General features: G+C 75.2%; 20 protein-coding genes. 12 read left to right on the forward strand and 8 right to left on the reverse strand.

The window, feature by feature from the left end; translation table 11 throughout:
• Positions 1-92: 92 nt before the first annotated feature.
• The 5 genes from aroQ (at position 93) to aat (ending at position 4,815) form a co-directional block, all read left to right on the forward strand.
• Positions 93-551: a type II 3-dehydroquinate dehydratase gene (gene aroQ / locus M0638_RS09310; RefSeq protein ID WP_408903240.1), complete on the forward strand. Its 459-nt coding sequence runs from the start codon at positions 93-95 to the stop codon at positions 549-551.
• Between the two features lie 119 nt (positions 552-670).
• Positions 671-1,138 (forward strand): acetyl-CoA carboxylase biotin carboxyl carrier protein, encoded by a 468-nt coding sequence (gene accB, locus M0638_RS09315; protein WP_248666701.1) that lies wholly within the window; start codon positions 671-673, stop codon positions 1,136-1,138.
• Positions 1,139-1,154: 16 nt separating this feature from the next.
• A complete protein-coding gene (gene accC / locus M0638_RS09320) occupies positions 1,155-2,501 on the forward strand; it encodes an acetyl-CoA carboxylase biotin carboxylase subunit (protein ID WP_248666702.1) in 1,347 nt (448 codons plus the stop codon).
• A 297-nt stretch (positions 2,502-2,798) separates the two neighbouring features.
• Positions 2,799-4,070 carry a M16 family metallopeptidase gene (locus M0638_RS09325; protein ID WP_248666703.1) on the forward strand — a complete coding sequence of 424 codons (1,272 nt, stop codon included), beginning with the start codon at positions 2,799-2,801 and terminating at the stop codon, positions 4,068-4,070.
• Positions 4,071-4,194: 124 nt separating this feature from the next.
• Positions 4,195-4,815, forward strand: a complete 621-nt coding sequence (aat, locus tag M0638_RS09330; RefSeq protein ID WP_248666761.1) for a leucyl/phenylalanyl-tRNA--protein transferase — start codon at positions 4,195-4,197, stop codon at positions 4,813-4,815.
• A 216-nt stretch (positions 4,816-5,031) separates the two neighbouring features.
• Here aat and M0638_RS09335 read toward each other — a convergent pair whose 3' ends face one another.
• The 4 genes from M0638_RS09335 to M0638_RS09350 form a co-directional block, all read right to left on the reverse strand.
• Entirely contained in the window at positions 5,032-5,673 is a 642-nt protein-coding gene (locus M0638_RS09335) for a tyrosine-protein phosphatase (RefSeq protein WP_248666704.1), read from the reverse strand.
• 106 nt (positions 5,674-5,779) lie between these two features.
• The gene (locus M0638_RS09340) at positions 5,780-6,445 is read right to left on the reverse strand and encodes a DsbA family oxidoreductase (protein ID WP_248666705.1); all 666 of its coding nucleotides are present in this window, start codon (positions 6,443-6,445) and stop codon (positions 5,780-5,782) included.
• 451 nt (positions 6,446-6,896) lie between these two features.
• Entirely contained in the window at positions 6,897-7,310 is a 414-nt protein-coding gene (locus tag M0638_RS09345; RefSeq protein ID WP_248666706.1) for a TonB family protein, read from the reverse strand.
• A 1,363-nt stretch (positions 7,311-8,673) separates the two neighbouring features.
• Complete coding sequence (locus M0638_RS09350; protein WP_248666707.1) at positions 8,674-11,028, reverse strand: DUF3141 domain-containing protein; 2,355 nt, start codon at positions 11,026-11,028, stop codon at positions 8,674-8,676.
• 353 nt (positions 11,029-11,381) lie between these two features.
• Here M0638_RS09350 and recO point away from each other — a divergent pair, with 353 nt between their 5' ends.
• The 3 genes from recO (at position 11,382) to M0638_RS09365 (ending at position 15,377) form a co-directional block, all read left to right on the forward strand.
• Positions 11,382-12,170, forward strand: coding sequence for a DNA repair protein RecO (recO, locus tag M0638_RS09355; RefSeq protein WP_248666762.1), 789 nt, complete (start codon positions 11,382-11,384; stop codon positions 12,168-12,170).
• A gap of 213 nt (positions 12,171-12,383) precedes the next feature.
• Entirely contained in the window at positions 12,384-14,648 is a 2,265-nt protein-coding gene (parC, locus tag M0638_RS09360; RefSeq protein WP_248666708.1) for a DNA topoisomerase IV subunit A, read from the forward strand.
• Positions 14,649-15,074: 426 nt separating this feature from the next.
• Complete coding sequence (locus tag M0638_RS09365; protein ID WP_248666709.1) at positions 15,075-15,377, forward strand: hypothetical protein; 303 nt, start codon at positions 15,075-15,077, stop codon at positions 15,375-15,377.
• 317 nt (positions 15,378-15,694) lie between these two features.
• Here the strand turns inward: M0638_RS09365 and M0638_RS09370 are convergent, their stop codons facing one another.
• From M0638_RS09370 to M0638_RS09385, 4 genes are all read right to left on the reverse strand, one after another.
• The gene (locus M0638_RS09370) at positions 15,695-15,976 is read right to left on the reverse strand and encodes a hypothetical protein (RefSeq protein ID WP_248666710.1); all 282 of its coding nucleotides are present in this window, start codon (positions 15,974-15,976) and stop codon (positions 15,695-15,697) included.
• 130 nt (positions 15,977-16,106) lie between these two features.
• Complete coding sequence (locus M0638_RS09375) at positions 16,107-17,600, reverse strand: LTA synthase family protein (protein ID WP_248666711.1); 1,494 nt, start codon at positions 17,598-17,600, stop codon at positions 16,107-16,109.
• Between the two features lie 235 nt (positions 17,601-17,835).
• The gene (locus M0638_RS09380) at positions 17,836-19,119 is read right to left on the reverse strand and encodes a capsule biosynthesis protein (protein WP_248666712.1); all 1,284 of its coding nucleotides are present in this window, start codon (positions 19,117-19,119) and stop codon (positions 17,836-17,838) included.
• A gap of 222 nt (positions 19,120-19,341) precedes the next feature.
• The gene (locus M0638_RS09385; RefSeq protein WP_248666713.1) at positions 19,342-21,360 is read right to left on the reverse strand and encodes a capsular polysaccharide export protein, LipB/KpsS family; all 2,019 of its coding nucleotides are present in this window, start codon (positions 21,358-21,360) and stop codon (positions 19,342-19,344) included.
• A gap of 336 nt (positions 21,361-21,696) precedes the next feature.
• On the opposite strand from M0638_RS09385, the gene M0638_RS09390 reads away from it, so the two are divergent.
• The 4 genes from M0638_RS09390 to M0638_RS09405 are packed head-to-tail and all read left to right on the forward strand — an operon-like array spanning position 21,697 to position 24,944.
• Positions 21,697-22,215 (forward strand): DVU3141 family protein, encoded by a 519-nt coding sequence (locus tag M0638_RS09390; RefSeq protein ID WP_248666714.1) that lies wholly within the window; start codon positions 21,697-21,699, stop codon positions 22,213-22,215.
• Entirely contained in the window at positions 22,212-23,006 is a 795-nt protein-coding gene (locus M0638_RS09395; RefSeq protein ID WP_248666715.1) for an ABC transporter permease, read from the forward strand. The genes M0638_RS09390 and M0638_RS09395 overlap by 4 nt, the downstream gene beginning before the upstream one ends.
• Positions 23,003-23,755, forward strand: coding sequence for an ABC transporter ATP-binding protein (locus M0638_RS09400; protein ID WP_248666716.1), 753 nt, complete (start codon positions 23,003-23,005; stop codon positions 23,753-23,755). Before M0638_RS09395 ends, M0638_RS09400 begins: the two co-directional genes overlap by 4 nt.
• Positions 23,712-24,944, forward strand: a complete 1,233-nt coding sequence (locus M0638_RS09405) for a capsule biosynthesis protein (protein WP_248666717.1) — start codon at positions 23,712-23,714, stop codon at positions 24,942-24,944. The genes M0638_RS09400 and M0638_RS09405 overlap by 44 nt, the downstream gene beginning before the upstream one ends.
• Positions 24,945-24,980: the final 36 nt, after the last annotated feature.

Below are 24,980 nucleotides of genomic sequence, written 5' to 3' on the forward strand. Positions count from 1 at the left end.
CCTTCATCGCAACCGCTCCGGCCCCTTGTTTCGCCGCATCTTCCGCGAGGCGCGGGCAATGCCCAGGCGCGGCGGCATCCGAGGCCACCCCCGTGACCGACCTGCCACCCCTGATCGCCGTGCTGAACGGCCCGAACCTCAACATGCTCGGCACCCGCCAGCCGGAGCTGTACGGCCACGCCACGCTCGACGACATCGAGGCGATGTGCGCCGAGGCGGCCGAGCAGCTCGGCCTCGCCATCGACTTCCGCCAGACCAACGCCGAGGGCGAACTGATCACCTGGGTGCAGGAGTGCCGCGGCCGCGCCGCCGGCATCGTGATCAACGCCGGCGGCTACACCATGACCTCGGTCGCCCTGCTCGACGCGCTGCTGGCGGTGGACATGCCGGTGATCGAGGTGCATCTGACCAACATGCACCGCCGGGAGGGATTCCGGCGGCACAGCTACGTCTCCAGGGCCGCCACCGGGGTGATTTCAGGCCTCGGTCCGGCGGTCTACACCCTCGCCCTGCGGGCCATGGCCGGCCTGATCGCCGAGGACGACGCCTGAAGCGGCCGCCACCCGACAACCCCGTTGGGCGCCGGCCGCTCCGGGCCCTTCTTGTCACGTATTCTCCGAGCCGCGGGGCGCGGACGCCCCGCTCGGGAACGCTCTAGGAACCCGACCAGATGACCAGTGCAATCCAGTTCGATCCGGAGGCGATCCGGGAGCTTGCGCGCATCCTGCGCGAGACCGACCTGACCGAGATCGAGCTGGTGGAGAAGGACAGCCGCATCCGCGTGGCGCGCCAGCACCCGCCCGTGGCCGCGGTCGCCGCCACCCTCCCCGCCGCCGTCGCCGCGGCGGCCCCGCTCGCCGCCGCCGCGCCGGTGGCGGAGCCGGCGGCGCTGGACGCCAAGCATCCCGGCCTCGTCACCTCGCCCATGGTCGGCGTCGCCTACCTCTCGCCCGAGCCCGGCGCCCCCGCCTTCATCCAGCTCGGCGCCCAGGTGACCCAGGGCCAGACCCTGCTGCTGATCGAGGCGATGAAGACCTTCAACCAGATCCGCGCGCCGCGCGCCGGCACCGTCACCCGCATCCTGGTGGAGAACGGCACGCCGGTGGAATTCGGCGAGCCGCTGGTGCTGGTCGAGTAGCGGCGCCACACCCCGCATGTTCGGCAAGGTCCTGATCGCCAACCGTGGCGAGATCGCGCTCCGCGTCCACCGCGCCTGCCAGGAGATGGGCATACGCACCGTCGCCGTGCACTCCACGGCCGACGCCTCCGCCATGCATGTCCGCCTCGCCGACGAGAGCGTGTGCATCGGCCCGCCGGCGGCGCGCGAGAGCTACCTCAACGTCGCCGCCATCCTCTCGGCCGCCACCATCACCGGCGCCGACGCCATCCACCCCGGCTACGGCTTCCTCTCCGAGAACGCCGACTTCGCCGAGATGGTGGAGGCGCACGGCTTCGCCTTCATCGGCCCCACCCCCGCCCATATCCGCATGATGGGCGACAAGATCGCCGCCAAGACCGCGATGCGCGGCCTCGGCGTGCCGCTGGTGCCGGGCTCGGACGGCGCGCTGGCCAGCCTCGAGGAGGCCCGCGCCGTCGCGGCGGCGGTGCAGTACCCGGTGCTGATCAAGGCCGCCGCCGGCGGCGGCGGGCGCGGCATGAAGGTGGCGCGCAGCGAGGAGGAGCTGGAGGAGGCCTGGCGCGTCGCCCGCACCGAGGCCCGCGCCGCCTTCGGCGACGATTCGGTCTACCTCGAGAAGTACCTCGACCGGCCGCGCCACATCGAATTGCAGGTGCTGGCGGACGGCTACGGCAAGGTGGTGCATCTCGGCGAGCGCGACTGCTCGTTGCAGCGCCGCCACCAGAAGCTCGTCGAGGAGGCCGGCTCCCCCGCCCTCTCGCCGATCGAGCGCGACCGGCTCGGCGCGCTGGTGACGGGCGCGCTCGGCAGGCTCGGCTACCGCAACGCCGGCACGCTGGAATTCCTCTGGCAGGACGGCCAGTTCGCCTTCATCGAGATGAACACGCGGCTCCAGGTCGAGCACCCGGTGACCGAGATGATCACCGGCATCGACCTCGTGAAGGAGCAGCTGCGCGTCGCCGCCGGCGAGCCGCTCGGCTACGGGCAGGAGGCGATCCGCTTCCACGGCCACGCCATCGAGTGCCGCATCACCGCCGAGAATTCCGAGACCTTCGCCCCCTCCCCCGGTCGCGTCACCACCTTCCACCCGCCGGGCGGCATGGGGGTGCGGGTCGATTCGGCGCTCTACAGCGGCTACAGCGTGCCGCCGCACTACGACAGCCTGGTGGCCAAGCTCGTGGTCCATGGCGTGACCCGCGCCGAGGCCATCGCCCGCATGCGCCGCGCGCTTTCCGAGATGGTGGTGGACGGCATCGACACGACGCTCGACCTGCACAAGCGAATCGTCGAGGACCCGGAATTCCAGGCCGGCGACTACACCATCCACTGGCTGGAACGCTTCGTCGCCCGCGGCCGGGGCTGATCCCACGCCCCCCGGAACACCCCGGGGGCGACCCCGCGGACGACCCGCTCCGCGCCCGCGGGCGCGGAGGGGCGCCCGCCGCCTTGTTCCCGCCGGCCGCCGGCCAATATCCGGATGACCGGGCCCGCCTCCGGTACGGGCCGACGGACGAAAGCCGACCGAAACCTTCGTCGCGCCATGCTGTGCGGTCCGGGGCAGCCCGGGCCGGCCCGGCCACCGGGGCCCGGCGACACGCGCCTTCCGGGTCGCGGGGCGTCTCCGCCCCGCCTCGAACATGCCTCAGGGGAAGCAGGATCGATGCAGATCGAGCAGAGCACGCTGGACAACGGGCTGCGGGTCGTGTCCGCGCGGCTGCCGGGCTTCCGCTCCGCCGCCGTCGCGGTGTTCGTCCGCGCCGGCTCGCGCAACGAGCAGGCCAGCAACAGCGGCATCGCCCATTTCCTGGAGCACATGGCCTTCAAGGGCACGGCGACGCGCAGCGCGCTGCAGATCGCCTCGGAGATCGAGGTGCTCGGCGCGCACATCAACGCCTACACCTCCGAGGACACGACGGCCTACTACGTCACCGGCCTCGGCAGCACCGTCGCCGCCTCGGTCGCCATCCTCGGCGACGTGCTGACCGCCTCGGTCTACGACCAGAAGGAGGTCGCCACCGAGCGTGGCGTGATCCTGCAGGAGATCAAGGGCTACGCCGACGACCCGATGAGCGTCGCCTCGGACGGGTTCGGCCTCACCGCCTACCCGGACCAGTCGGCCGGCCGCCCGATCATCGGCTCGGCCGAGGTGGTGGCGAACGCGACGCGCGAGGACATGGTCGCCTTCATCCGCGAGAACTACGCCGCCCGCAACATGATCGCCGTCGCGACCGGCGACGTGGAGCACGCCGAGTTCGTCGATCTGGTGGCGAAGCACTTCGCCGCCCTGCCCGCCGACGCGCCGCTGCCCAGGCCCGAGCCCGCCCGCTACGTCGGCGGCCAGCACCGCAACGCCGAGCGCGACTTCGAGCAGGTCAACATCCTGCTCGGCCTGCAATCCGTGCCGGAGACCGACCCCGAGGCGCAGGCGCACCGCCTGCTCGGCTCGGCGCTCGGCGGCGGCATGTCCTCGCCGCTGTTCCAGGAGATCCGCGAGAAGCGCGGCCTCGTCTACATGGTGCACGGCTTCGCCCACAACCAGTCGGACCATGGCGAGCTGGCGGTGATGGCCGGCACCACCGCCGAGCACCTGGAGGACTTCCTCAAGATCGCCTGCGAGCAGCTCGCGAAGGCCGCCGACGAGATCGCCGAGTCCGACCTGATGCGGGCCCGCAACGCCCGCCTCGTCGGCCTCGCCACCGCCCGCGAGCAGCCCTTCCGGGTCGCGCAGAAGCTGGCGCACGGCCTGTTCACCCGCGGCCGCATCGTGACGCCGGAGGAGGAGATGCGGGAGGTGGAGGCGGTGACGCCCGAGCAGGTCAAGGCCGCCGCGCGCAGCGCGATCCGCAGCAACCCCACCGTCTCGCTGGTCGGCCCGGTGCCGGAGCGCGACTATCACGGCATGGTCCGCCAGGCGCTCGGCCGGAACGCCTGAAGCGTCCCCCGCCGGGCCGCACGGTCCGGCGGGCGAACGATGCATCGGCAGTCTCGCAAGCCGGCCGGGGCCGGGGCATAATCCCACCGTGAGCCGACGTTCGATCGAGATCACGCCCGAGCTGATGCTGCGCGCCTACCGGGCGGGCCTGTTCCCGATGGCCGAGAGCCGACGCGGCGACCGGCTCTACTGGCTCGACCCCGAGCATCGCGGCATCATGCCGCTGGACGGCTTCCACCTGCCGCGCCGGCTCCGCCGCACCGTGCTCGGCGACACCTTCGAGGTCACCGCCGACCGCGACTTCGCCGGCATCATCGCCGGCTGCGCCGCCCCCGCGCCGGGCCGTACCGATACCTGGATCAACCCGGAGATCGAGGCGCTGTTCCTGGCCCTGCACCGCATGGGCGCGGCGCACTCGATCGAGGTCTGGCAGGGCGGGATGCTGGTGGGCGGCCTCTACGGCGTGGCGCTGGGCGGCGCCTTCTTCGGCGAGAGCATGTTCAGCCGCGCCCGCGACGCCTCCAAGGTGGCGCTGGTGCACCTCGTGGCGCGGCTGCGCCTGGGCGGCTTCACCCTGCTCGACACGCAATTCCTGACCGAGCACCTGTCGCAATTCGGCACGCTGGAGATCCCGCGCGCCGACTACAAGCGCCGCCTCACCGCCGCCCTGCCGGTGCCGGCGCGCTGGCTCGCGGCGCCGGAGCCGGCCGCGCTGGAGGCGGCGATCCGCGAGCTGCGGGACTGATCAGGCGACGGGATCGGCCGGGCGGTCCCACGGAGAGGCGGCCCGGATCGGCTCTCCCGCCGACGATCCTTCGGCGCGGGTCCGGGGCGGAGCACCGGACGGGTCGGCAGGCGCCGCCGAGGGCGCGATACCCGCCCGCACCAGCCCCGGCATGCGCCGGCCGGCATCGCAGGATCGGCGGGGGCGGAACCGGCGGGGGCGGGGCGCCCGGGACGCTCACTCGCGCCGCAGCACCTTGTCCAGCAGCGCGTCCGCCCAGGGCCTCGAGCGGAATTCCCGGCGCAGCGCCTCCTCGTCGTAGTCGTCGCGCACCCATTCGAGGAAGGGCTTCGGGCCCGCCCGCGTCGCCGCCTCGTAGCGGTCGAGGAAGGCATCCAGCACGCCGGTACGCCCCTGCCGGACATGGCCGTAGCGCAGCGAGAGCTGCGCCCGCGCCTGGGCGAGCGGCCGGCCGCGCAGCAGCAGCCACAGCGCCGCCGCCAGCCCCGCCCGGTCGGCGCCCGACTTGCAGTGCAGCAGCACCGGCTCCTCGACCGCCTCGAAGAGCTCGGCGAGGCGCAGGATGCGGTCGCGGTGCGGCGCGCCGCGGCTCTCGAAGGGGGCGTAGTGGTGTGCGAGGCCGAGCCGCGCCGCCGCCTCGCGGCTCAGCTCCTCGGAGCCGAGGCCGGGGCGGGTGCCGCGCAGGTTGATCACCGTGCGCAGGCCGAGGCGGCGCCGCGCCCGGTCGAGCTGCCAGGGCAGCGGGTGGTTGGAGCGGTAGACCCGGCCGCTCTCGACCACGCCCCAGTTGCGCCAGCCGAGGCGCAGCAGGGCATGGTCGTTGAACAGCGCGTGCAGCCAGGGTCCGGGGCGGGCCATGCGGTGGGGTATGGCGGCGCCGCCGGCGGGGCGCCAGGGGGGTTATGTGACGGGAGGTGGGCGGGGGATGCAGCCGCGGTGCTGCCCCGGCACGGCCACCAGCCGATCAGACGCCGGCTTCCACCACGGCGACGTCCAGCAGCCTCTCGATCACCTCCGGCTCCTGCGCCCCGGCGATGGCGTGGCGGCCCGCCACCACGAAGCAGGGCACGCCGTTGATGCCGAGCCGGTGGGCACGGAGATTCTCGGCGTGGATCGCCTCGACCTCGGCCGAGCTCTGGAGGAAGCGCCGGGTGGCGGTCGGATCGAGCCCGGCATGGGCGCCGAGCACGGTCAGCACGTCGAGGCTGGCCAGGTCGGCCCCCTCCACGAAATAGGCCACGAACAGCGCGTCCACCACCATGTCGGCGAGGCCGTGGCGCGTCGCCAGACGCACCAGCCGGTGCGCGTCGAGGGAGGCGGGGATGCGGCGGATGCGGTCGAAGCGGAAAGGCACGCCCTCGGCCAGGCCCAGCTCCGTGATGGTGGCGTGCAGCCGTCGCGCCCGCTCCTCGCCACCGAACTTGCGCAGCAGGTAGTCGTGGCGCGGCACCCCCTGCTGGGTGATCTCCGGGTTCAGCAGGAAGGGATGCCATTGCAGCTCGACCGCCACGTCGGGCCGCATGCGCAGCGCGCGCTGCAGGCGCCGGATGCCCAGGAAGCACCAGGGGCAGACCAGGTCGAACACGACCTCGACCAGCAGCCTCGCGCGCGGAGGGGACAGCGCGTTCACGGCAGCATGGCTCCGCGGCCGGTGCCGTCCGCGCCCGTCGAGGCCGGCGGCGCGATCTGCTGCCGGCTGCCAGTGGCTGGAAGGATCATGGTGGACGCGCTTCTCCCGCCGCTATCGAAAGGCCATGCGCCGTGGAATGCAAGGACGCAGACGCCGGCCCGGCCCCGGTCCCTGCCCGGCCAACGGCCGCGATTGCCGGGAGAAGGAAGGTAGCCCCGCGAAATCAAGTCGTTGACGGTCCCGGCCAGAAATCCCGACCCGGAACGTCGTCCCGCCGGGCCGGCATGGTATCGGGCGGCCAGCCTCCGCCACGTCGCGCCCGGGGCCTCACGGGGGCGGCCATGCCCCCACGGTGATCCGTCCCCGCGGCGGATCCCGCCCCGATGGCGACGACCCGCCGGCGCCGGGCCTCCCGCCACGGGAGGGGCCGCGGCAGGCAGGCTGTAGCATGTCAGCGACGTATCAGGACGTAGTTGATGGTGAAGCTCAGGGTCGTGCTGGGGTCATGGTTGCCGGGGGGGAAGGGCGGCAGCCGGTTGCCCTGGAACAGCATCAGCGTCGTCAGGTTCAGCGTCGTCGAGATCGAGCGGCGCTCCATCACCGCCGACTGGATGGTCCCGTCGCGCAGCACCACCATGCGGATGGTGACGGGCCCCTCCTCGTCGTTCTCGGCGGCGCGCGGCGGGTAGTAGGCGCGCTGGCGCACCCAGGCGAGCACGGCGGCGCGCCAGTCGCCGCCGGGGTCGGGACCGTCCAACCGCAGCGAGCTGGACTGGTTGGGCGCCGAACGGTCGCGCACCGGGCCCAGCGAGAAGTCCATGCCGCGCCGCTCGTTCTGCAGCCGGCGCGGCGGGCCGTCGCGCATCGGCGGCGGCAGGCTGAGCGACGGGGCGCGCGACAGGTCGAGCGTGCCGGGAAAGGCGGGCCGGGGCGGGCTCGGGCGCGGCGCCGGCTGCGGTCGCGGCTGGGCCTGCGGCGGCGCGGGTGGCGGGATCGGGGGTAGCGGCAGTTCCTCGGCGGGTGGCGCCTCGCTTGGAGGCGGCGGGGGGGGCGGCGGGGGGGGCAGCGGCAGGGGCGTGGGGGCGGGCGGCGCTTCCGGCGGCGGCGGAGCCGGGCGCGGCGGCGGGGGCGGTGCCGGAACGGGCGGGGGCGGCAATGGCAGGGGCGGCGCCGGCGCCGGGGGTGCCGCGACCGGCGGTGCCGGTCGCGGTGGCGCAGGGGGGGGTGGCGCAGGCGGGGGTGGCACAGGCGGGGGCGGTACGGGGACCGGTGGGACCGGCAGCGGCGGCGCGGGCGGGGGTGCCGGCGGCGGGGGCGGCGCGTCCGGCGCGGGGGGCATGGGGGGCGCGGGATTGGGCTCCGACGGCGCCGGTGCCGGTTCCGCGTCCGGCTCGGAAAGCGGCTGGCCGCTCGGCGACGAATCCTCGTAGACGAGCGGCACCGCCACGGGCGGCGGCGATTCCAGGCGCCGCGCCGGCATCCAGAGCAGGAACAGCGCCGCCAGCGCCAGGTGCAGCAGCAGGGAGCCGAGCAGCAGGCGCGGCAGGCGGTTCCGCAGGCGCCGGCGGCGCAGCCAGGGCACGGCGGCGACGGTGAGGGGCGGCGCGGCGCCCGCCTCCCAGGGAGCGACCGGCGGTGGAACGGTCGGGCGGGGCGGCTCCAGCCTGGTTTCCGGCACGTCGGGCTTCACGGCGTGGCGGCGGAGCCGGCGGGGCGATGGGCGGCACGCGGATGGCCCGTCGCGCCGTGCCGCCGCCCGGCCGGGCCGTGGGCCTCGGGAGCGCGGGGGCGGGGCCGGGCCGGCGGCAGGGTGGACAGGCGGCGGTGCGGCATGACGATCGGGCAGGGCTCCGGACGCGCCCCGGGTTTGGAGCGGCTCCGCGCGGGCTGGACCGCCCGGGCGGCGGGTCGCTCGCGCGGCGGCCGGCGCGCTTCCCCCCTGCACGGGAAGCACCGGCCGCGGCGCGACGGCGCGGCTTAGTCGGGAACGGCGCGGCTGCGCAAGCCAAGCTTTCGGCCGCCGGGAGGGGCCGGGCGCGTCCGGCCGGGCCCTGGTCCACGCCGGCCGGCCTGCTGGCCCGGCCGGCAGGTGGCTGATCCGCCACGCGGTCGCGGGGCCGGGCCCATGCGCCCTGCGGACCGGCGGCGGCCGGGGCCGCCGCCGGTCCGTATCGAGCCGTCACACTTTCTTACCGGCCGTCAGGCAGGCCGGCGTCGTGTGGCCGGCATCAGTGCAGCGGCGTCTCGTCGCGGCGGCGGCGGGAGGGCGGCGGCCGCCGCTCGGCCTGCGCCGCCGGCGGCAGCCGCTCCGGCGCCTCGCCGGCGGCATGCGGCGCGGGGTGCATGTCCGGCGCGCTGGCGGCGACCTCGGCCGCGGCGGGCGCGGCCTCGGCGGCGGAGACGCCGGAACCCGCCTTCGCGGCGGCCTCGCGGAAGATGCGCTCCACCGCGTTCAGCCGGGCCTGCGACCGCTCGCCGAGATCGCCCGCCGCCGTGGCGATGCGGTGCACCGCGGCGAGCCGGCGCTCGATCTCCTCGGCCGAGGCCCCGTTCAGCAGCTTCGGCAGCGCCGTCAGCGCCGCCTCGTGGTCGATCAGCAGCATCAGCAGCTGGTCGCGCAGGGTCTGCTTGAAGGCGGCGAGGGAGATGTCGGAGCCTTCCTCCTCCTGCATCCGGCGCAGCATGGTGAAGCTGCGCTCGTCCGTGGTGCGCTCGGCGAGCTGGGCGTAGAGCAGGGCGCGCAGCTCGGCCTCGCGCGGGCCGCCCTCGGCCATGCGGGCGCGCAGCTCGGCGACGCGGTTGGCGATGAAGGCGCGGTGCTCGGGCTCGTCGCCCGGGCGGCGGCGCGGCGGGTCGGCCTCGGGGCCGAGGCCGACCAGCGCCTGAAGCACCGGCAGGCCGTAGAAGCCGAGGAACGTCTTCTCCGCCATCTCGTCGCGCAGGTCGCGGTAGCGGTCGAGCGCCTCCTCGACCCGCTGCGAGAAATTGCCCTCCAGCGTCACGAAGGGGTTGTCCGGGGCGGCCGGCCGGCGATCGGCGCGCACCGCCTCGGCCAGCGGCGCCATGGCCGCGACGAAGGGGTTGCGGTCGGAGAACATGTCGTACTGCACCCGCAGCGGGTGCATGCGCCGGATCCACTCGGCCACCGGCTCGCTCACCATGGCCCGCACGAAGGGCTGGAACAGGGTGCGGTAGATGGCGAGGTTGACGTTGGACAGGCGCGCCGCGGCGGCGAAGCGCTTCTCGTCGTCCTCGCGCGGCTCCACGATCGCCTCGACCTCGTCGATCGAGCGGCGGCCGAAGCGGAGCACGTAGTTGCCGTCCAGCAGCTCGGGGTTCACCTCCTCGCCGGTGCGGGGGGTGATCTCGGTCTCGTAGAGGCCGGGGGGCAGGACGTCGATGAAGTCGATGTTGGAGGCGAACTCCTCGTGCTCCTTGCGCGCCACGCTGCCGGAGACGAAGATCCCGAGATGGCCGATGCTGTCGTGCAGGGCGTAGACGATGGTCTGCCCGTGCGCGCGGATGTCGTTGACGTCCTTGTAGAGGTCGGTGATCCAGCCCAGCGCCTGGGGCGGCGGGGTGATGTTGTCGCCGCGCGAGCAGAACACGATGATCGGCGACTTGATGTTGCGCAGGTCGATGCGGGTGCCGCGCTTGGTCACCAGCTCGGCCGTGGCGAGCTTGTTGCCGACGAACAGGTTGTCGGTGATGTACTGGATCTCGGCCGCGTTCAGCAGCACGTGGCCGGCCCACCACTTCTCGAATTCGAGGTAGCGCGGCGTCTCGGTGTCGATCTTGCTGAACAGGTTGTACTGCTTGGTCCAGAGCGTGTTGGCCGGGTTGAGGTTCTCGAAATTCTCAACCAGCCAGGTGCCGTCGAACAGGCCGGCGCCGAGGTCGCTCGCGAAGGCGGTCATCCAGGTGCCGCCGAGCAGGCCGCCCGAGTAGCGCATCGGGTTCTTACCGCGCCAGCCGGCCCAGTAGGAGAGCGGCGCGCCGGCGATCACGATCGGGCCGAACAGCTCGGGGCGGGTGGCGGCGGTCATCATGAGCTGCCAGCCGGCCTGGCAGTTGCCGATCACCACCGGCTTGCCCTCGGCCATCGGGTGCATGGCGATGACCCGCTCGAGGAAGGCGGCCTCGGCGTCCATCACGTCCTCGACCGTCTGGCCGTGGACCGGGCGGGGCAGGAAGCCGATGAAGTAGCAGGTGTGGCCGGCGCGCAGCGCGGCGCCCACCTCGCTGTCCGGCTTGAAGCCGCCGATGCCGGGGCCGTGACCGGCGCGCGGATCGACCACCACGAAGGGCCGCTTGCGCGGGTCGATCCGGGTGCCCTCGGGGGGCACGACGCGGGTGAGGCTGTAGTTGACCGGCCGGGGCAGGGTGCGGCCGTCGAGGACCATCTCGGCCTCGAAGTGCAGGACGGTCGGCGCCTCCTGCCGCATCCAGGCATGGTACTGGTTGCCGCGCTGGCGCAGCACGTCCAGCATCAGCACGCCGCGTTGCCAGCGATCGACCATGTAGCTGGCCGCGTCGTTCCAAAGGCCGAACCAGCTCGGCCACGCCTCGGGCGGATTTGTCATACCGGTCCGTCTGTCCTGCTTTCCTGGTTGCGGCGGTCCGCCCTGGCGCTCTGCGCCCGGCGCCCTGCGACAGCATTCCCTGGCCGCTTCCCCGACGGGCTGGTCCCATCGGACCGCCCCGTTGGACCGCACGCATGCCACATGCGGCCCACTGTCACCATATAGGGTGTCCGAAGTTTGAATGTCGCCGGTTCAGATATGACACATTCGCGGAAGATTGTCCCGGCCGCCGGGCCGCCGCCGCGCCGCCCTCGGCCGGCGCGGCGCGGCCCCTGCCCGGTGCGCGGCCGCCGGGAGCGGTGGCATGGCCGGCGGCCGGGCGCCGGGAAGCGGGCCGGAGGCGTGGCGTGAGCGTGGAATGGCAGGCCCCCGCCATCGTGCTGGCCGCGCGCCCGCACGGGGAGACGGGCGCGGTGGTCTCGCTGCTGACCGCGGCCCATGGCCGGCATGCCGGCCTGGCGCGCGGCGGCGGCGGCCGGTCCCAGGCGCCGCTCTGGCTGCCGGGCAACCTGGTGGAGGCGCGCTGGTTCGCCCGCCTGCCGGAGCAGCTCGGCAACCTCGGCGGCGAGCTGATCCACCCCGGCGCCGCCCTGGCGATGGACGACCCGCTGGCCCTGTCGCTGCTCGCCGCCGCCTGCGCCCTGGCCGAGGCGGTGCTGCCCGAGCGCGAGCCGCACCCGCGCAGCTTCGAGGGGCTGGTGGCGCTGGTCGCCGGCCTCGCCGCGCCCGATCCGGCGGTGCTGGTGCCGCACTACGTGCGCTGGGAGGCCGAGCTGCTGGCGGAGCTGGGCTACGGCCTCGACCTCGCCCGCTGCGCCGCGACGGGCGGCACCGAGGACCTCGTCTGGGTCTCGCCGCGCTCCGGCCGCGCCGTCTCGGCAGCGGCGGGCGAGCCCTGGCGGGACCGGCTGCTGCCGCTGCCGCGCTTCCTGCTGGGACAGGGCCCCTCGGCGCCGGCGGACTGGCTGGCGGGGCTGCGCCTCACCGGCCATTTCCTGGAGCGCGACGCCTGCGCCAGCCTGCACCGGCCACTGCCGGCGGCGCGCGGGCTGCTGCTCGACCGGGTGGCGGGCCTGGCGGCGCCGGCCATCGGGGAGACGGCCACGGGGGAGAAGGCCGCGGGGGCGGCGGAGCCGGCGTGATCGTGGCGGCAGGCTGCCCGGCAGGCTTCCCGCCAGCCGCCCCGCCAACCGCCCCGGGGGCATCCTTCCCGGGAAGGAAGCTTCCCGGGGCGGCCTGCCGCCGGAGGGTGCGTTGCCGGACCGGCGGCCCTCGGAATTGCCGCGCCGGCCGCCCATCTGGTACAAAACGGGAACTTGATCCCGGCTCCGCCACCGCCTAATCCGGGGACGACCATGCCCGACGACATCAAGACCCCGCCCCCCGCTCCCGGCGCCGGCCCCGAGGGCGGCAACATCAGCGAGACGCGGCTCGCCGACGCGCTGTCCGAGCGCTACCTCGCCTACGCGCTCTCCACCATCATGGCGCGCTCGCTGCCGGACGTGCGGGACGGGCTGAAGCCGGTGCACCGGCGGCTGGTCTACGCGATGCACCAGCTCAAGCTGGACCCGGCGGCGGGGTTCAAGAAGTGCGCCCGCATCGTCGGCGACGTGATGGGCAAGTACCACCCGCACGGCGACGCCTCGATCTACGACGCGCTGGTGCGCCAGGCGCAGGAATTCGCCGCGCGCTACCCGCTGGTCGAGGGGCAGGGCAATTTCGGCAACATCGACGGCGATAACGCCGCGGCGATGCGCTACACCGAGGCGCGCCTCGCCCCCGTCGCGCAGGCGATGCTGGAGGGCATCGACGAGGACGCGATCGACTTCCGCCCGACCTATGACGGCGAGGAGCGCGAGCCGCTGGTGCTGCCGGCGGCCTTCCCGAACCTGCTGGCGAACGGCGCGACGGGCATCGCGGTGGGCATGGCGACCGCGATCCCGCCGCACAACGCGGGCGAGCTCTGCGCGGCGGCGCTGGAGCTGATCCGCAACCCCGCCGCCACCACGGCCGACCTGCTGCGCCACGTCCCCGGCCCCGACTTCCCGACCGGCGGCGTGCTGGTCGAGCCCGCCGAATCCATCGCCGAGGCCTACGGGACCGGGCGCGGCGGCTTCCGCGTCCGCGCCCGCTGGGCGAGGGAGGACGGCAAGCACGGCACCTGGCAGCTCGTCGTCACCGAGATCCCCTACCAGGTGCAGAAGGCGAAGCTGGTCGAGCAGATCGCCCAGCTGCTGGAGGAGAGGAAGCTGCCGCTGCTCGGCGACGTACGCGACGAGAGCACCGACGTGGTGCGCCTCGTGCTGGAGCCGAAGTCGCGCGCCGTCGATCCGGCGATGCTGATGGAGACGCTGTTCCGCGCGACGGCGCTGGAGCAGCGCATCCCGCTCAACATGAACGTGCTGGACGCCGACCGCACGCCGCGCGTGATGGGGCTCGTCGCCGTGCTGCGCGCCTGGCTCGACCACCGCCACGTGGTGCTGGTGCGGCGCAGCGAGCACCGCCTCGCGCAGATCGCGCGGCGGCTGGAGATCCTGGACGGCTACCTGATCGTCTACCTCAACCTCGACGAGGTGATCCGCATCGTCCGCGAGGAGGACCAGCCGAAGCCCGCGCTGATGCGCGCCTTCGAGGGGCTGACCGAGGTGCAGGCCGAGGCGATCCTCAACATGCGGCTGCGCTCGCTGCGCCGGCTGGAGGAGATGGAGATCCGGCGGGAGCACAAGGGGCTGACCGCCGAGCAGAAGAAGCTCCAGGGCCTGCTGGGGAGCGAGCGGAAGCGCTGGGACAGCATCGCGGCCGAGCTGGAGCGGACGCGGGAGAAATTCGGCTCGGGCCCGCTCGGCGCGCGCCGCACCGAGACCGGGGGCGCGGTGCCCGCCGTGGTGGTGCAGGAGCACGCCTTCGTCGAGCGCGAGCCGATCACCGTGATCCTCTCCGAGAAGGGCTGGATCCGCGCGGTGAAGGGGCATCTGGCGCCGGAGGCCGAGGCCGGGCTGAAGTTCAAGGAGGGCGACCGCCTCTCCGCCCTGCTGCACGCCGAGACGACGGACCGCATCGCCCTGTTCGCCACCAACGGCCGCTTCTACACGCTGAAGGCCGATGCCATCCCGCGCGGCCGCGGCGACGGCCAGCCGGTGCGGCTGATGCTGGAGCTGGGCAACGAGGACGAGGTGGTCAGCCTGTTCGTCTGGCGCGAGGGGCTGAAATTCCTGCTCGCGAGCAGCGACGGGCGCGGCTTCGTGGCGCGCAGCGAGGATCTCGTGACGGATCGCCGCGCCGGCAAGCAGGTGCTGGTGGTGGAGGGCGGCGCCGAGGCGGCGATCTGCACCGCGGCCGAGGGCGACAGCGTCGCGGTGGTCGGCGAGAACCGCCGGCTGCTGGTCTTCCCGCTGGAGCAGGTGCCGGAGATGGCGCGCGGCCGCGGCGTGCAGCTGCAGGCCTACAAGGAGGGCGGGCTCGCCGACGCCAAGGTGTTCGCCCGCGCCGAGGGGCTGAGCTGGCGGCTGGGCGACCGGGTGCGGGTGGAGACGGACCTTCGCCCCTGGCGCGCCAACCGGGCCGGGGCCGGCAAGGCGCCGCCCAACGGCTTCCCCCGGTCGAACCGCTTCGGCGAATAGGCGGCCGGGCCCGCGCCCCCCTGTCCCGCCGGGCTGGCCCCGTCAGCCGGGCCCGGGCCGGGCCCGCCGGACGGCCCCCGCCGACGCGGCGTCCAGCCGACCAGCGCCCGGCCGCGCGTGTCGGGGACGGCCCCGCCCGCGCCGACGTGGCGTCCAGTGTCGCATTTCTGCCCCGGATCCGGGCGCCCGCCCCGCCGCGCCCGCGGATCTGCCCGCAATTCCGGCTGCCAAGCCGGAAGCGCTGTGGCATTGTTCGCTTGCACAGCATATCGGGCCGGCGATGGCGGAACCTGCCTACGATCTGATCGGATCTGCCCCACCCGGCCTGCCCGGTGGGCCGGGTCCGGCCGGGGGGCGGGGTCGCGATCGGGGCCCGTGCCCACGCCCGTGCCCCCGGGGGACGCGTGGCGCGACGGGGGGACCGACATGACGGCATCGAATTCCATCGTCGTGGTCCGGCAGGGCGACGCGTCGTGGCAGGAAGCCGCGGTGGGCTGGATCGACCTGACGGAGCGCAATCCCTGGCTGGTGCTGCGGGACGTGCGCAACGAGCTGATCTCCGCCGTCGCGACACGCCGGGAATACGGCGTCGCCATCGACGCGAAGCGCTGGGTCGTGGACCCGGAAGCGACCGCGGCGCTGCTCATCGAGCTCGCGCGCAACCGCGGCGTGGCGCCGCTGCCGGCGGTCAGCACGTTGAAGCGCCGGGTGATGCAGGTGGTGGAGTAGTACCCGCCCGGGACGCGGCCCTCCGTCCATCCGTTCCAGGCCTTCGATCCGATGCCTGTCCCGAGCCGCCAGGCAGGCACGCCCGGCCGGAAAATGTGCCGAATCAACGGGCTGGAGCCGCACCAGTCTGATGCAGCCAGGCTGGAACGGCTCAGCCTTCTGGTTTTTCGCATTTCCTGGGTCGCTGGGTGAGTACACCCAGCCTGGAAATGCTCTAGAGCCGATCCAGCCTGACTGTATCAGGCCGGAACGGCTCTAGCCTTTGATTTTTCGCATTTTCCGAGCCGCTGAGCGAGGACGCTCAGCTTGAAAATGCTCTAGGCACCGCAGTCGCGGCGGACATAGCCGGCCGCCCGGTCCGCCGCCGCATCCGCACGGTTCGCCAGCGCCGCCGATTGCCGCGCATTCGTGCCGCCATACGGGGCCCAGCCGGCCGCCGAGGCGTTCGCCGCGCCGGCGTCGCGTGCCGCCGAGGCCGCCTCGGCGCGGGCCTGCATGCAGTAGGTGTCGCCCGGCGCTCCCGCCCAGGGCGGCTGGTAGGCGCCGCAGCCCGCGAGCGTGGTGCCGGTGACGAGGAGAAGGGCGGCGGCGGGACGCATGGACGCATTCCTGAAAGGCCCGCCGATAGCGCACGACCGGTGACGAGGGTTCCCGGACCGGGGGCCGCCGGCCCGTGGCAGCGGCGGCCCCGCCGCCCCGGCCCGGACGACGCGCGCCGCCGCCCCCGCGTCAGGCGGCCGGCACGGCGTCCGCCGGCTGCCGCAATGCCGCCAGCAGCGCATCGTGCAGCGCCGCCGCCGCGAGCGGCCGCCTGGCGCCGCCGCCGCGCCGGTCGCTGCGCCAGATCAGGTAGTCGGTGTCGCGGCCGAGCGTCTCCGGCAGGCCGGGCAGGGCCGGCAGGTGGTCGCCGTAGAGGCAGAGCACCACCGGCCGCGCCGCGCGCCGCGCCGCCGCCGCCACGATCCCCAGCATCGCGTCCGCGTCGGCGAGGTGGCGCAGGTAGGTCCCGCGCGGGTCCGCCCCCGGCCAGGGGCCGTGCGCCTGCATGGTGACGGCGAACAGGAATTGCGGCGCCGGGGCGCGGAGCAGCGCCGCGAGGCGCTCGCCCAGCGCCGCGTCCGCGACGTAGCGGCCGACGCGATCGGCGCCGGGGAAATCGGCCTCGGACTCGAAGCGTTCGAAGCCGAGCGCCGGCATCACCCGGTCACGGGCGAAGAAGCGCGGATCGTGCGGGTGCAGGAAGGTGGCGGAGTGGCCGCGCGCCCGCAGAGTCCAGGCGAGCGAGCGGACCGGCCGGCGGGCGAAGCGGAAATAGGGGTTGAAGCGATCGAGCCCGAGCGCGGCGTCGGGAATTCCGGTCAGCACCGCGAACTCGGCCCGCATCGTGTTGGCGCCGAAGCCGGCCACGGCCAGCGGGCCCCGCTGGAGCGACGACGCGCCGAGCGACGCCCAGTGCGGCAGCAGGTCGCCATGCCCGAGCCGGGCGGCGTCGAGGAAGGATTCCGACTGGATCAGCACCAGGTGCGGCGCGGCCCCGTCCCGCGCGGGGTCGGGCCGCGCGACCGCCGGAGCGGCGGGCCGGCCCGCGCGCGTCGGCGGCGGCCCGGGCGGCACGCGGTCGCGTCGCCCCGGCCGCTCCGCCGCGGCGCAGGCCGTCCAGGCGACGAGCGTGGCGAGCGGCCCGAGTCGGCGCTGGTCGGCGGCGGGATCGGCCACCGCCCCGCCATCCGGCATGAGGCGCCGCACGAGCGCCGCCGGCGGCCGCAGCACCAGCCGCCAGCCGAGCGCCGCGCCGATCAGCGCGAGTCCGCGCCGCGCCGCGCCGAGCCCGGCGGCCGGCTCGGCCAGCAGCAGGGCCAGGGCCGCGAGCCCGCCCAGGAGCAGCGCGCCGGGGATCAGGCGGCCGCCGGCGAAGGGCAGGTAGAGGTGGGGATGGCGCGCCACCAGCGGCAGCATGAGCGCGTCGGAGAACAGCAGCGGCTCGCGCAGCACCCGCCGCTTCGCCGCGTCCACCACCATCAGCGCCACCACGGGCGCGGCCGCGCCGAGGCCGGCGAACAGGGGCCGGTCCGTCGCCGCGAGCAGCAGCAGCCAGGCGGCGGCGGGGCCGGCGAGTTCCGCCGGCAGGCCCGGCAGCAGCCGGCGCGCGCCCAGGGCAAGCCGCCAGCCGGCCAGGGGCAGCAGCGGCAGCGCGGCGCCGAGCAGGAGGCGGAAGGTCAGCATGTCGCGACGGGCGGGACGCCGGGCAGGGCACCGGACCGGACGGCAGGCCCCTGCCCCGTCCGGCTTCGGCGCGGCCCCGGATCCCGCGCGAGTGGCCGGCGGCGGGATGGCCGGGGTTCTCCCGTGCCGGGAAGGAAGGGCGGCGGGCGCGATGCGGGGCCTCGTGCCAGGTCCCTGACGCTCCCGGCGCGGAAAAGACCCGCCAGACCGACCCGCAGGCCTCTCAAACAGGCTGTCAGGCGATCGCCGCCATCGGCACCGCGCTCGCCAGCAGCCGCGCCGCCGGGGCCTCCGCTTCCAGCCGCTCCACCGCCGCCGCCACGCCGAGAGCGATTCCCGGCTCGCTGAAGAAGCCGCCGGGGATCAGGCAGCGGGCCACCAGAACGCGCAGGAAGGCGTCCAGCAGGGCGGGATCCGGGGCGGTGCCGCCGGTCCAGAAGCCGTCCAGCCCGGACCCGTCGTCCTGCCAGGTCAGGCCGGGCAGGTCGTAGATCGCCTTGCCGAGCACCGCCACCGGCCGCCCGGCCGTCAGCGCCTGCAGGCCGGCCGTGCTGTTGACCGTCACCACGGCGCGGCAGGCGTCGAGCAGCGGCCCGAAGGGCGCCTCGGCCACGTAGTCCACCCGGTCCGCCACGCCGTTCGCGCGCGCGGCGCGCCGGATCGCCTGCCCCCAGGGGATCAGCCCGTTGTCGAGCGGATGGCCCTTGATGACCAGCCGCGTGCCGGCGGGCGCCGCGCGCGCGAAGGAGGCGACCACGTCGCCGACCGCCTCGCGCACCGAGGCGAAGGGGGAATGCTCGCGGATCTGGTAGTCGCCCTCGAGCTGCAGCGGGAACAGGTGGAACGGCGCGCCGGCCGCCAGCCGCCGCACCGCCCGCCCGGATGCCGCCTGCCGCACCGGCCGGCGCAGGCCGCGCAGCGCCCAGCCGAGATACTCCTGCGCCGGCCGCCAGGGGCGGTGCGTCTCCCAGTGCGGGAAGCGCCAGCGCCCCAGGCCGCAGGCGAGGTTGTAGCGGATGTCGTCCAGGGCGCGCCGGCGGAAGCTCGCCGGCACCAGCCGCGGCGACGGCAGGGGCGGCAGGGCGGCGGCCTCGGCGCGGAACCAGGCGGGGTCGCGCGGCAGCCGGGAGAGGGCGTTCACCCCGTCCCGCTCCAGCGTGATCCAGCCGGGGCGGAGATAGGCCTCCTCGAAGACGTGCACCGCGACGCCGCGGGCCCGCGCGGCCGCGATGGCGGCCCGGTGCGCCGGCCGGCAGTCGCCGAACAGGACGAGGTCGGTGACGCCGCGCCGGACCAGCAGCGAGTCGACCGCGGCGGGCCATTCCGCCGCGGCGCCGCGATAGTCCACCGTGCCCGGGCGCGGCCAGAACAGCCGGTCGCCGCCGTTCAGGTTGATGCGGTGGACGGCGTGGCCGCGGGCGGCGAGCGCGTCGCCGAGGCGGACGAAGAAGGGCGTGGCGAGGTTCTGCAGGAACAGGAAGGAACGGTCCGTGGGCGGGGTGAAATCGCCGTCCCTCATGCCGCCGCCCCCTCGTGATCACCCGGAACAACCCGGCCGACGGGCCGCGTAACACGATTCTTCGCCGCGATGCAGCACGAAAGCCGCGACGGTGCGGCGGGGAGGCCCGCAGGCGCCCCGGCCGGTGCAGCGGTGCAACACCACCGGGGCGGCAACCCCTGGTCGCGGCGCCCGGCCACGCCTCCGACGGCGCCCTCGGCGGCGCCCGGCCGTGCCCCCGGATCAGGCGCGCGGCGCGGCGCCCCGCAGCCCGGCCAGGGCCAGCGCGAATCGCTGCTGCCACCGCCAGAGCGGCGCCGCCCGGACCGGCCGCCAGGCCTCCGGCTGGGCGATGCGCTCCAGGATCACCTCGACCGGACAGGGCAGCTCCGTGACCGGATCGACGTAGCGCGGGTAGAGGATCAGCGTGCCGGCCAGCAATTCCAGCAGCCCCAGCCGCCGTCCCCGGCGTGGGAAGCCCGCGGGCGGCACGCGGTCCTCGGTGAGGCCCCAGCCGGCGTAGAAGGGCAGCCCGTAGGTGGCGACGCGCCGCCCGCGCAGCAGCGCCTCGAAGCCGCTCAGCGAGGAGATGGTGTGCACCTCGTCCACCGCGTCGAGCAGCGCGGCCATCGGCACCCTGTCCAGCACCCGGTCGGCAAGCCGCAGCGCCGCCCCGGGCGGCACCCGGCCGAGGCGCTGGCCGGCCTCGACGTCCGGGTGCGGCTTGTAGAGCAGGAAGGCGTCCGGCGCGGCGGCGCGCACCGCCTCCAGCAGGGCGAGGTTGGTGCGCACGGGCGCGCCGCCCCGGCGGATGGCGGCATCGTCCTCGACCTGCCCCGGCACCAGCACGATCCGCCGCCCCGGCGGCGCGCCGAGCGGCGGCAGCGTGCCGCCGAGGTTGTACTTGGTCACCCCCCGCGCCACGAGCGAATCGCGCAGCGCCGCCGCCCGGCGCAGCAGCGCCGCGTCGAAGCGGGCGGTGGCCAGCAGGGTCTCGAGGTCGCTCGGGCCCGAGGGATCGTAGTGGACCCCGCTCGCATCCACCGCCAGCGAGGCGCCCGGCATGAAAGCGGCGCCGAGGCCGGCGGAGCGGACGAAGCCGTCCTCCACCCGCAGCAGCGGCGTGCCGGCCGCGGCGGCGCCGGCTTCGAGCCCGGCCGGCATCCGCGTCGCCCAGACCGCGACGGCGCCGCCCCGCCGGCGCGCCTCGGCCAACGCCGCGGCGGCGTCGCGCCGGAAGGGCGGCGGCCCGGCCTCGGTGGCGAAGGCGGCGGCGATGCGCCGGCGCTTCCAGAAGGTCATGCCGCAGCAGACGGCGACGCGGCGGTTGGCCGCCTCGACGCGCCGCCATTCCGCGAGCTGCGCGACGGCCTCGGCGAGCGTCCAGGGGCGGCCGCAGGGCTGGCCGGAGAAGGGATCGGCGCAGCGCGTGGCGGCGGCGAGGGCGGCGAACAGGGCCTCGGCATCGCGCCGCGCCGCCCGCCGCGGCAGGCCCGGCGCGTCGATGGTGGCGCCCCGTCCGGTCCAGGGCGCGTCGGCGTGGGCGTGCACCGGCACCCCGGCGGCCAGCGCCGCCAGCGCGGTGTCGTCGGCATCGGCCAGGTGCAGCGCGGCGGCACCCTCGACCAGCGCCCAGGGCGCCCAGGCCCCGTCCTCCGGCGCCTCGAGCCGGCCGATGCCCGCCGGCAGCGCGGCGAAGGCCGGGGCAGCGCCGCGCGGCGCCCGCGGCGAGCGCGCGACCAGCACCGGCCGTCCCGCCGCCGCCGCCTGCACGGCGCGCAGCAGCGCCGCCGGGTCCGGCACGGGGCGGCAGGGATCGAGCAGCAGCACCGCGCCGGCCGCCACGGCGCCCGGATCGGGCCAGCCGGCGGCGCCGCCGACCCGCCCCTGCCGGAGCGCCGCCATCAGCGCGGCGCCGTCGGCGCGCGCGGCCGGCTCGGCGCCCGCCGCATGGTCCAGCGCCAGCGCCAGCGGGTCCGCGCCCGCCGGCGCGGCGAGCAGCGCCACGGGCAGGGCGCGGCCGGCGAAGCGGGTGGGCTGCCAGGGGCCGGGGGCGAGACGCAGGCCGGCGGCGCCGGCGCGGCGCAGCCGCCGCGCCTCCCCCGGCGTGCCGGCCAGCACCGCGAATTCGGCGCCCGCCGGCGGATGCCGCACCGCCTCCGCCGCCAGCACCGCCCTGCCCGGCCAGAAGCCGGCCAGGTGCGGCAGGGCGCGCCGCGTGGGCGCGGCGGCGAGCAGGGGAGGAGCCGGATGGGTGCTCATCCGGCCCCGCCGTCCGGCGCGGGGAAGGCGGGGATGCGGCGTCGGCTCGCGGTCATGGGCTCCCGGCCCCGGTGTCCGTGGGGCGAAGGCTGCCGGCACGGGCCGGCGCGGCCGCGGGGCGCGGCTCCGCCGGTCGGCCTCGTCATAGGGAGGGCCCGCCACGCTGTCACGTCCCCTGGGCACGCTCCCTGGGCACGCCCCCTGGGCCCGCCACGCTGTCACGCCCCCTGGGGAAGAGGGGGCCGCGCCGGGTCCGCCGCCGCCCGGCGCGCCGGTTCCTGCTGCGACGCGACAGAGGTTTTGCTCCCGGCACGCCGAGCCGCTAGATTGCCCGGCATGAGGAAAGCGATCTCGCCGGCGGAGCGCGGGCGGACCATGCCGATCCCGGCGCGCCCCCGGGAACGCGCCGCCCCGCCGCGCCCCGGCGGTCCGGAGAGCCCGCCCCGCTCCGGCCATTCCCGCCCCGGCCATTCCCGTCCCGCCCATTCCCGCCCCGCCGGGATCGCGCTGCTCGCCGCCGGCCTGCTGCTCGCCGGCTGCGACGGCATGCCTTCGCTGCCCGGCCTCAATTTCGGCGGCGGCGGCGCGGCGGCCCCGGAGGCGCCGGTAACCCCCACCGACCCGGTGGCCGCCTTCGCCGCCAGCGCCACGCCGGGGCAGCAGGGCGCGGTGGTGCTGGAGAACGGGGCGCGCGTGCCGGTCCGCCTGCAGCGCGCCTACGCCGCGGCGAGCGGGCGCGAGTGCCGCGAGGTGCTGGTGGGCGGCCTGAACGGCGAATCCCGGCTGGTCTGCCGCCTGGGCGGCACCTGGGTGGCGGCGCGGCCGCTCATGCTCGGGCGCAGCGCCCGCTCATGAGCGGCGCCGCATCGCAGCGCGGCTTCGCCGGCGCGCTGCAGGTGCAGGGACGCGTCATCGGCGCCCTGCTGATGCGCGAGCTGCACACCCGCTTCGGCCGCGAGAACCTCGGCTACGTCTGGCTGTTCGCCGAGCCGGCGATGCTCGGCTTCGCGGTCACCTCGCTGCACCTCATCACCGAGGCGCACCTGCCGAACGGCATCCCGCCGCTCGCCTTCTACCTGATCGGCTACATCCCCTTCTACATGCTGCGCGCAATCATCAACCGCGCCGCCTCGACGATCGATTCCAACCGCACCCTGCTCTACCACCGGCAGGTCACGCTCAGCGACATGCTGGTCGCCCGCACGCTGCTGGAGGGCGCCGCCTGCCTCGTGGTCACGGCGGTCGCCACCCTCTGGTCCGGCGTGGTGGGCGACGGCTGGCCGGAAGACCCGATGAAGATGGTCTACGGCATCGTCCTGATGGTCTGGTGGTCGCACGGCATCGCCATGCTGGTGGCGGCGGGCAGCGCGCTGACCGAGCTGGTGGACCGCTTCGTCCACCCGGCGGTCTACATCTTCATGCCGCTCTCGGGCGCCTTCTTCATGAAGGACTGGATGGGGCCGACCGTGGCCTGGATCCTGTGGTTCAACCCGGTCGTGCAGATGTACGAGATGATCCGCGACGGCCAGTTCGGCGAGCGCATCTTCACGGACTACGACGTCGGCTACATGCTCGCGCACAACGTGGCGCTCACCCTGCTCGGCCTCGCCGCGCTGCGCGCCGTGCGCGGGAAGCTGGTCGGATGATGCGCCTGCTGCGCCGCCCCGGCGCCCTCCCCGGCGCCCTCCCCGGGGACCGTCCCGGCGCGCCCGCCCGGCGCGCCGCGGCCCGCGCCGCGCCGGCCTGCGCGGTCGAGCTGGAAGGCGTCGGCAAGACCTACCGCGTGCACGGCCGCGACCGGACGGTGCTGAGCGACGTCAACGCGCGCTTCCTGCGCGGCCAGGCGGTCGGCATCCTCGGGCGCAACGGCGCCGGCAAGTCCACCCTCACCCGCGTCATCACCGGCGTCGAGCACCCGACCCGCGGCCGCGTGCGGCGGCACCTCAGCGTCTCCTGGCCGCTCGGCTTCTCGGGCGCGGTGCAGGCCAGCCTGACGGGCGCCGACAACACGCGCTTCATCGCCCGCATCTACGGCGCGCCGGTGGAGCGCACCCTCGGCCTCGTCGAGGAATTCGCCGAGCTGAAGGAATACTTCCGCCTGCCGGTCAAGACCTACTCCTCCGGCATGATGGCGCGGCTCAGCTTCGCCCTCTCGCTGGCGGTGGACTTCGACTGCTACGTGGTGGACGAGGTCATCGCCGTCGGCGACGCGCGCTTCGTCGAGCGCTGCCGCAACGCGCTGCTCGAACGCCGCCAGCGCTCCACCCTGCTGATGGTGTCGCACCAGGTCGAGACGATCCGGGCCTACTGCGATTCCGGCGCCGTCCTTCACGATGGAACCCTGACCGTCCATGAAGATCTGGAAGAAGCCATCGCCCATTACCACCGCCTTTGAGCGGGGGCGGTACCAGGAGCCGGCCGACCAGATCTCGGTCTGGGAGCCCGCGCCCGCCGGCGCCCGCCGCGCCCGGCCGAAGGCCCGGCGCGGCGCGCTGCGCGCCCTGATCGGGCGCTACCGGCACTTCCTGCTGCTGGTGGTGCTGCCGACGGCGCTCGCCGCAGTCTACTTCGTCGGCGTCGCCGCCGACCAGTACGTCTCCGAGGCGCGCTACCTGGTGCGCGGGCGGCAGGGCGGCGGCGGCTCGGCGCTCACCGCGCTGCTTCCCGGCATGACCGTCGGCCCGGCGCGGGAGGACGCGCAGGGCGTGCGCGACTTCATCCAGTCCCACGACGCCGTGGCGCGGCTGCGCGAGAGGATCGACCTCGTCGACATGTTCCGCCGCCCCGAGGCGGACCCGCTCAGCCGCCTCTGGTACGCCGATCCGAGCGCCGAGGAGCTGCTGAAGTTCTTCCGCGGCCAGGTGACCGCCTCCTTCGACGCCACGGACGGCATCACCACGCTGCGCGTGCGCGCCTTCCGCCCCGAGGATGCGAGGGCGATCGCCGACGAGCTGCTGCGCCAGTCCGAGGCGCTGGTGAACCGCTTCAGCGAGCGCGCCCAGGCCGACACGCTGCGCGTCGCGCGCGACGAGGTCGCCCGCGCCGAGGCCCGCGTGCTCGCCGCGCGCGAGGCGATCACCCAGTTCCGCCGGCGCGAGCAGGCGGTCGACCCGCAGCGCTCGGCGGTGATCGCGCTCGACACGATCGGCCGGCTGGAGGCGCAGCTCGTGCAGGCGCGCGCCGACCTGCAGGAGAAGTCGGCCTACCTGCGCGCCGACAACCCGCAGATCGCGCAGTTGCGCAACCGGGTGGACGCGCTGACCCGGCAGGTCAGCGACGAGCGCGCCCGCCTGACCACGGGCGACGCCACCCTGGCGCAGCAGATCGCCTCGTACGAGCGCCTGATCCTGGAACGCGAGTTCGCCGACCGGCAGCTCGCCTCCGCCACCACCTCGGCCGAGGCCTCGCGCATGGAGGCGCAGCGCCAGCAGCTCTTCCTCGTGCGCGTCGTCGAGCCGAACACCGCCGAGGAGGCGCTGTACCCGCGCCGGATCTTCATCCTGCTCAGCATCTTCGTGGCGCTGAGCGTCGCCTACGGCGTGGGCTGGCTGATCGTCGCGGGCGTGCGCGAGCACGCGCTCTGAGAGCATTTCCAGGCCGGGTGTACTCGCCCGGCGACC

The organism is Roseomonas acroporae, from assembly GCF_023223525.1.
GTDB classification, from domain to species: domain Bacteria; phylum Pseudomonadota; class Alphaproteobacteria; order Acetobacterales; family Acetobacteraceae; genus Roseomonas_E; species Roseomonas_E acroporae.

Bases quoted from the DNA above. Each gene is read 5' to 3' on its own strand.
- M0638_RS09350 (WP_248666707.1), bottom strand. From the start codon at position 11,028: ATGACAAATCCGCCCGAGGCGTGGCCGAGCTGGTTCGGCCTTTGGAAC.
- M0638_RS09345 (WP_248666706.1), bottom strand. From the start codon at position 7,310: ATGCGCGACGGCCCGCCGCGCCGGCTGCAGAACGAGCGGCGCGGCATG.
- accC (WP_248666702.1), top strand. From the start codon at position 1,155: ATGTTCGGCAAGGTCCTGATCGCCAACCGTGGCGAGATCGCGCTCCGC.
- M0638_RS09380 (WP_248666712.1), bottom strand. From the start codon at position 19,119: ATGAGGGACGGCGATTTCACCCCGCCCACGGACCGTTCCTTCCTGTTC.
- M0638_RS09385 (WP_248666713.1), bottom strand. From the start codon at position 21,360: ATGAGCACCCATCCGGCTCCTCCCCTGCTCGCCGCCGCGCCCACGCGG.
- M0638_RS09375 (WP_248666711.1), bottom strand. From the start codon at position 17,600: ATGCTGACCTTCCGCCTCCTGCTCGGCGCCGCGCTGCCGCTGCTGCCC.
- M0638_RS09325 (WP_248666703.1), top strand. From the start codon at position 2,799: ATGCAGATCGAGCAGAGCACGCTGGACAACGGGCTGCGGGTCGTGTCC.
- M0638_RS09400 (WP_248666716.1), top strand. From the start codon at position 23,003: ATGATGCGCCTGCTGCGCCGCCCCGGCGCCCTCCCCGGCGCCCTCCCC.
- M0638_RS09395 (WP_248666715.1), top strand. From the start codon at position 22,212: ATGAGCGGCGCCGCATCGCAGCGCGGCTTCGCCGGCGCGCTGCAGGTG.
- M0638_RS09335 (WP_248666704.1), bottom strand. From the start codon at position 5,673: ATGGCCCGCCCCGGACCCTGGCTGCACGCGCTGTTCAACGACCATGCC.
- aat (WP_248666761.1), top strand. From the start codon at position 4,195: ATGCTGCGCGCCTACCGGGCGGGCCTGTTCCCGATGGCCGAGAGCCGA.
- M0638_RS09365 (WP_248666709.1), top strand. From the start codon at position 15,075: ATGACGGCATCGAATTCCATCGTCGTGGTCCGGCAGGGCGACGCGTCG.
- M0638_RS09370 (WP_248666710.1), bottom strand. From the start codon at position 15,976: ATGCGTCCCGCCGCCGCCCTTCTCCTCGTCACCGGCACCACGCTCGCG.
- parC (WP_248666708.1), top strand. From the start codon at position 12,384: ATGCCCGACGACATCAAGACCCCGCCCCCCGCTCCCGGCGCCGGCCCC.
- accB (WP_248666701.1), top strand. From the start codon at position 671: ATGACCAGTGCAATCCAGTTCGATCCGGAGGCGATCCGGGAGCTTGCG.
- M0638_RS09405 (WP_248666717.1), top strand. From the start codon at position 23,712: ATGAAGATCTGGAAGAAGCCATCGCCCATTACCACCGCCTTTGAGCGG.
- M0638_RS09390 (WP_248666714.1), top strand. From the start codon at position 21,697: ATGAGGAAAGCGATCTCGCCGGCGGAGCGCGGGCGGACCATGCCGATC.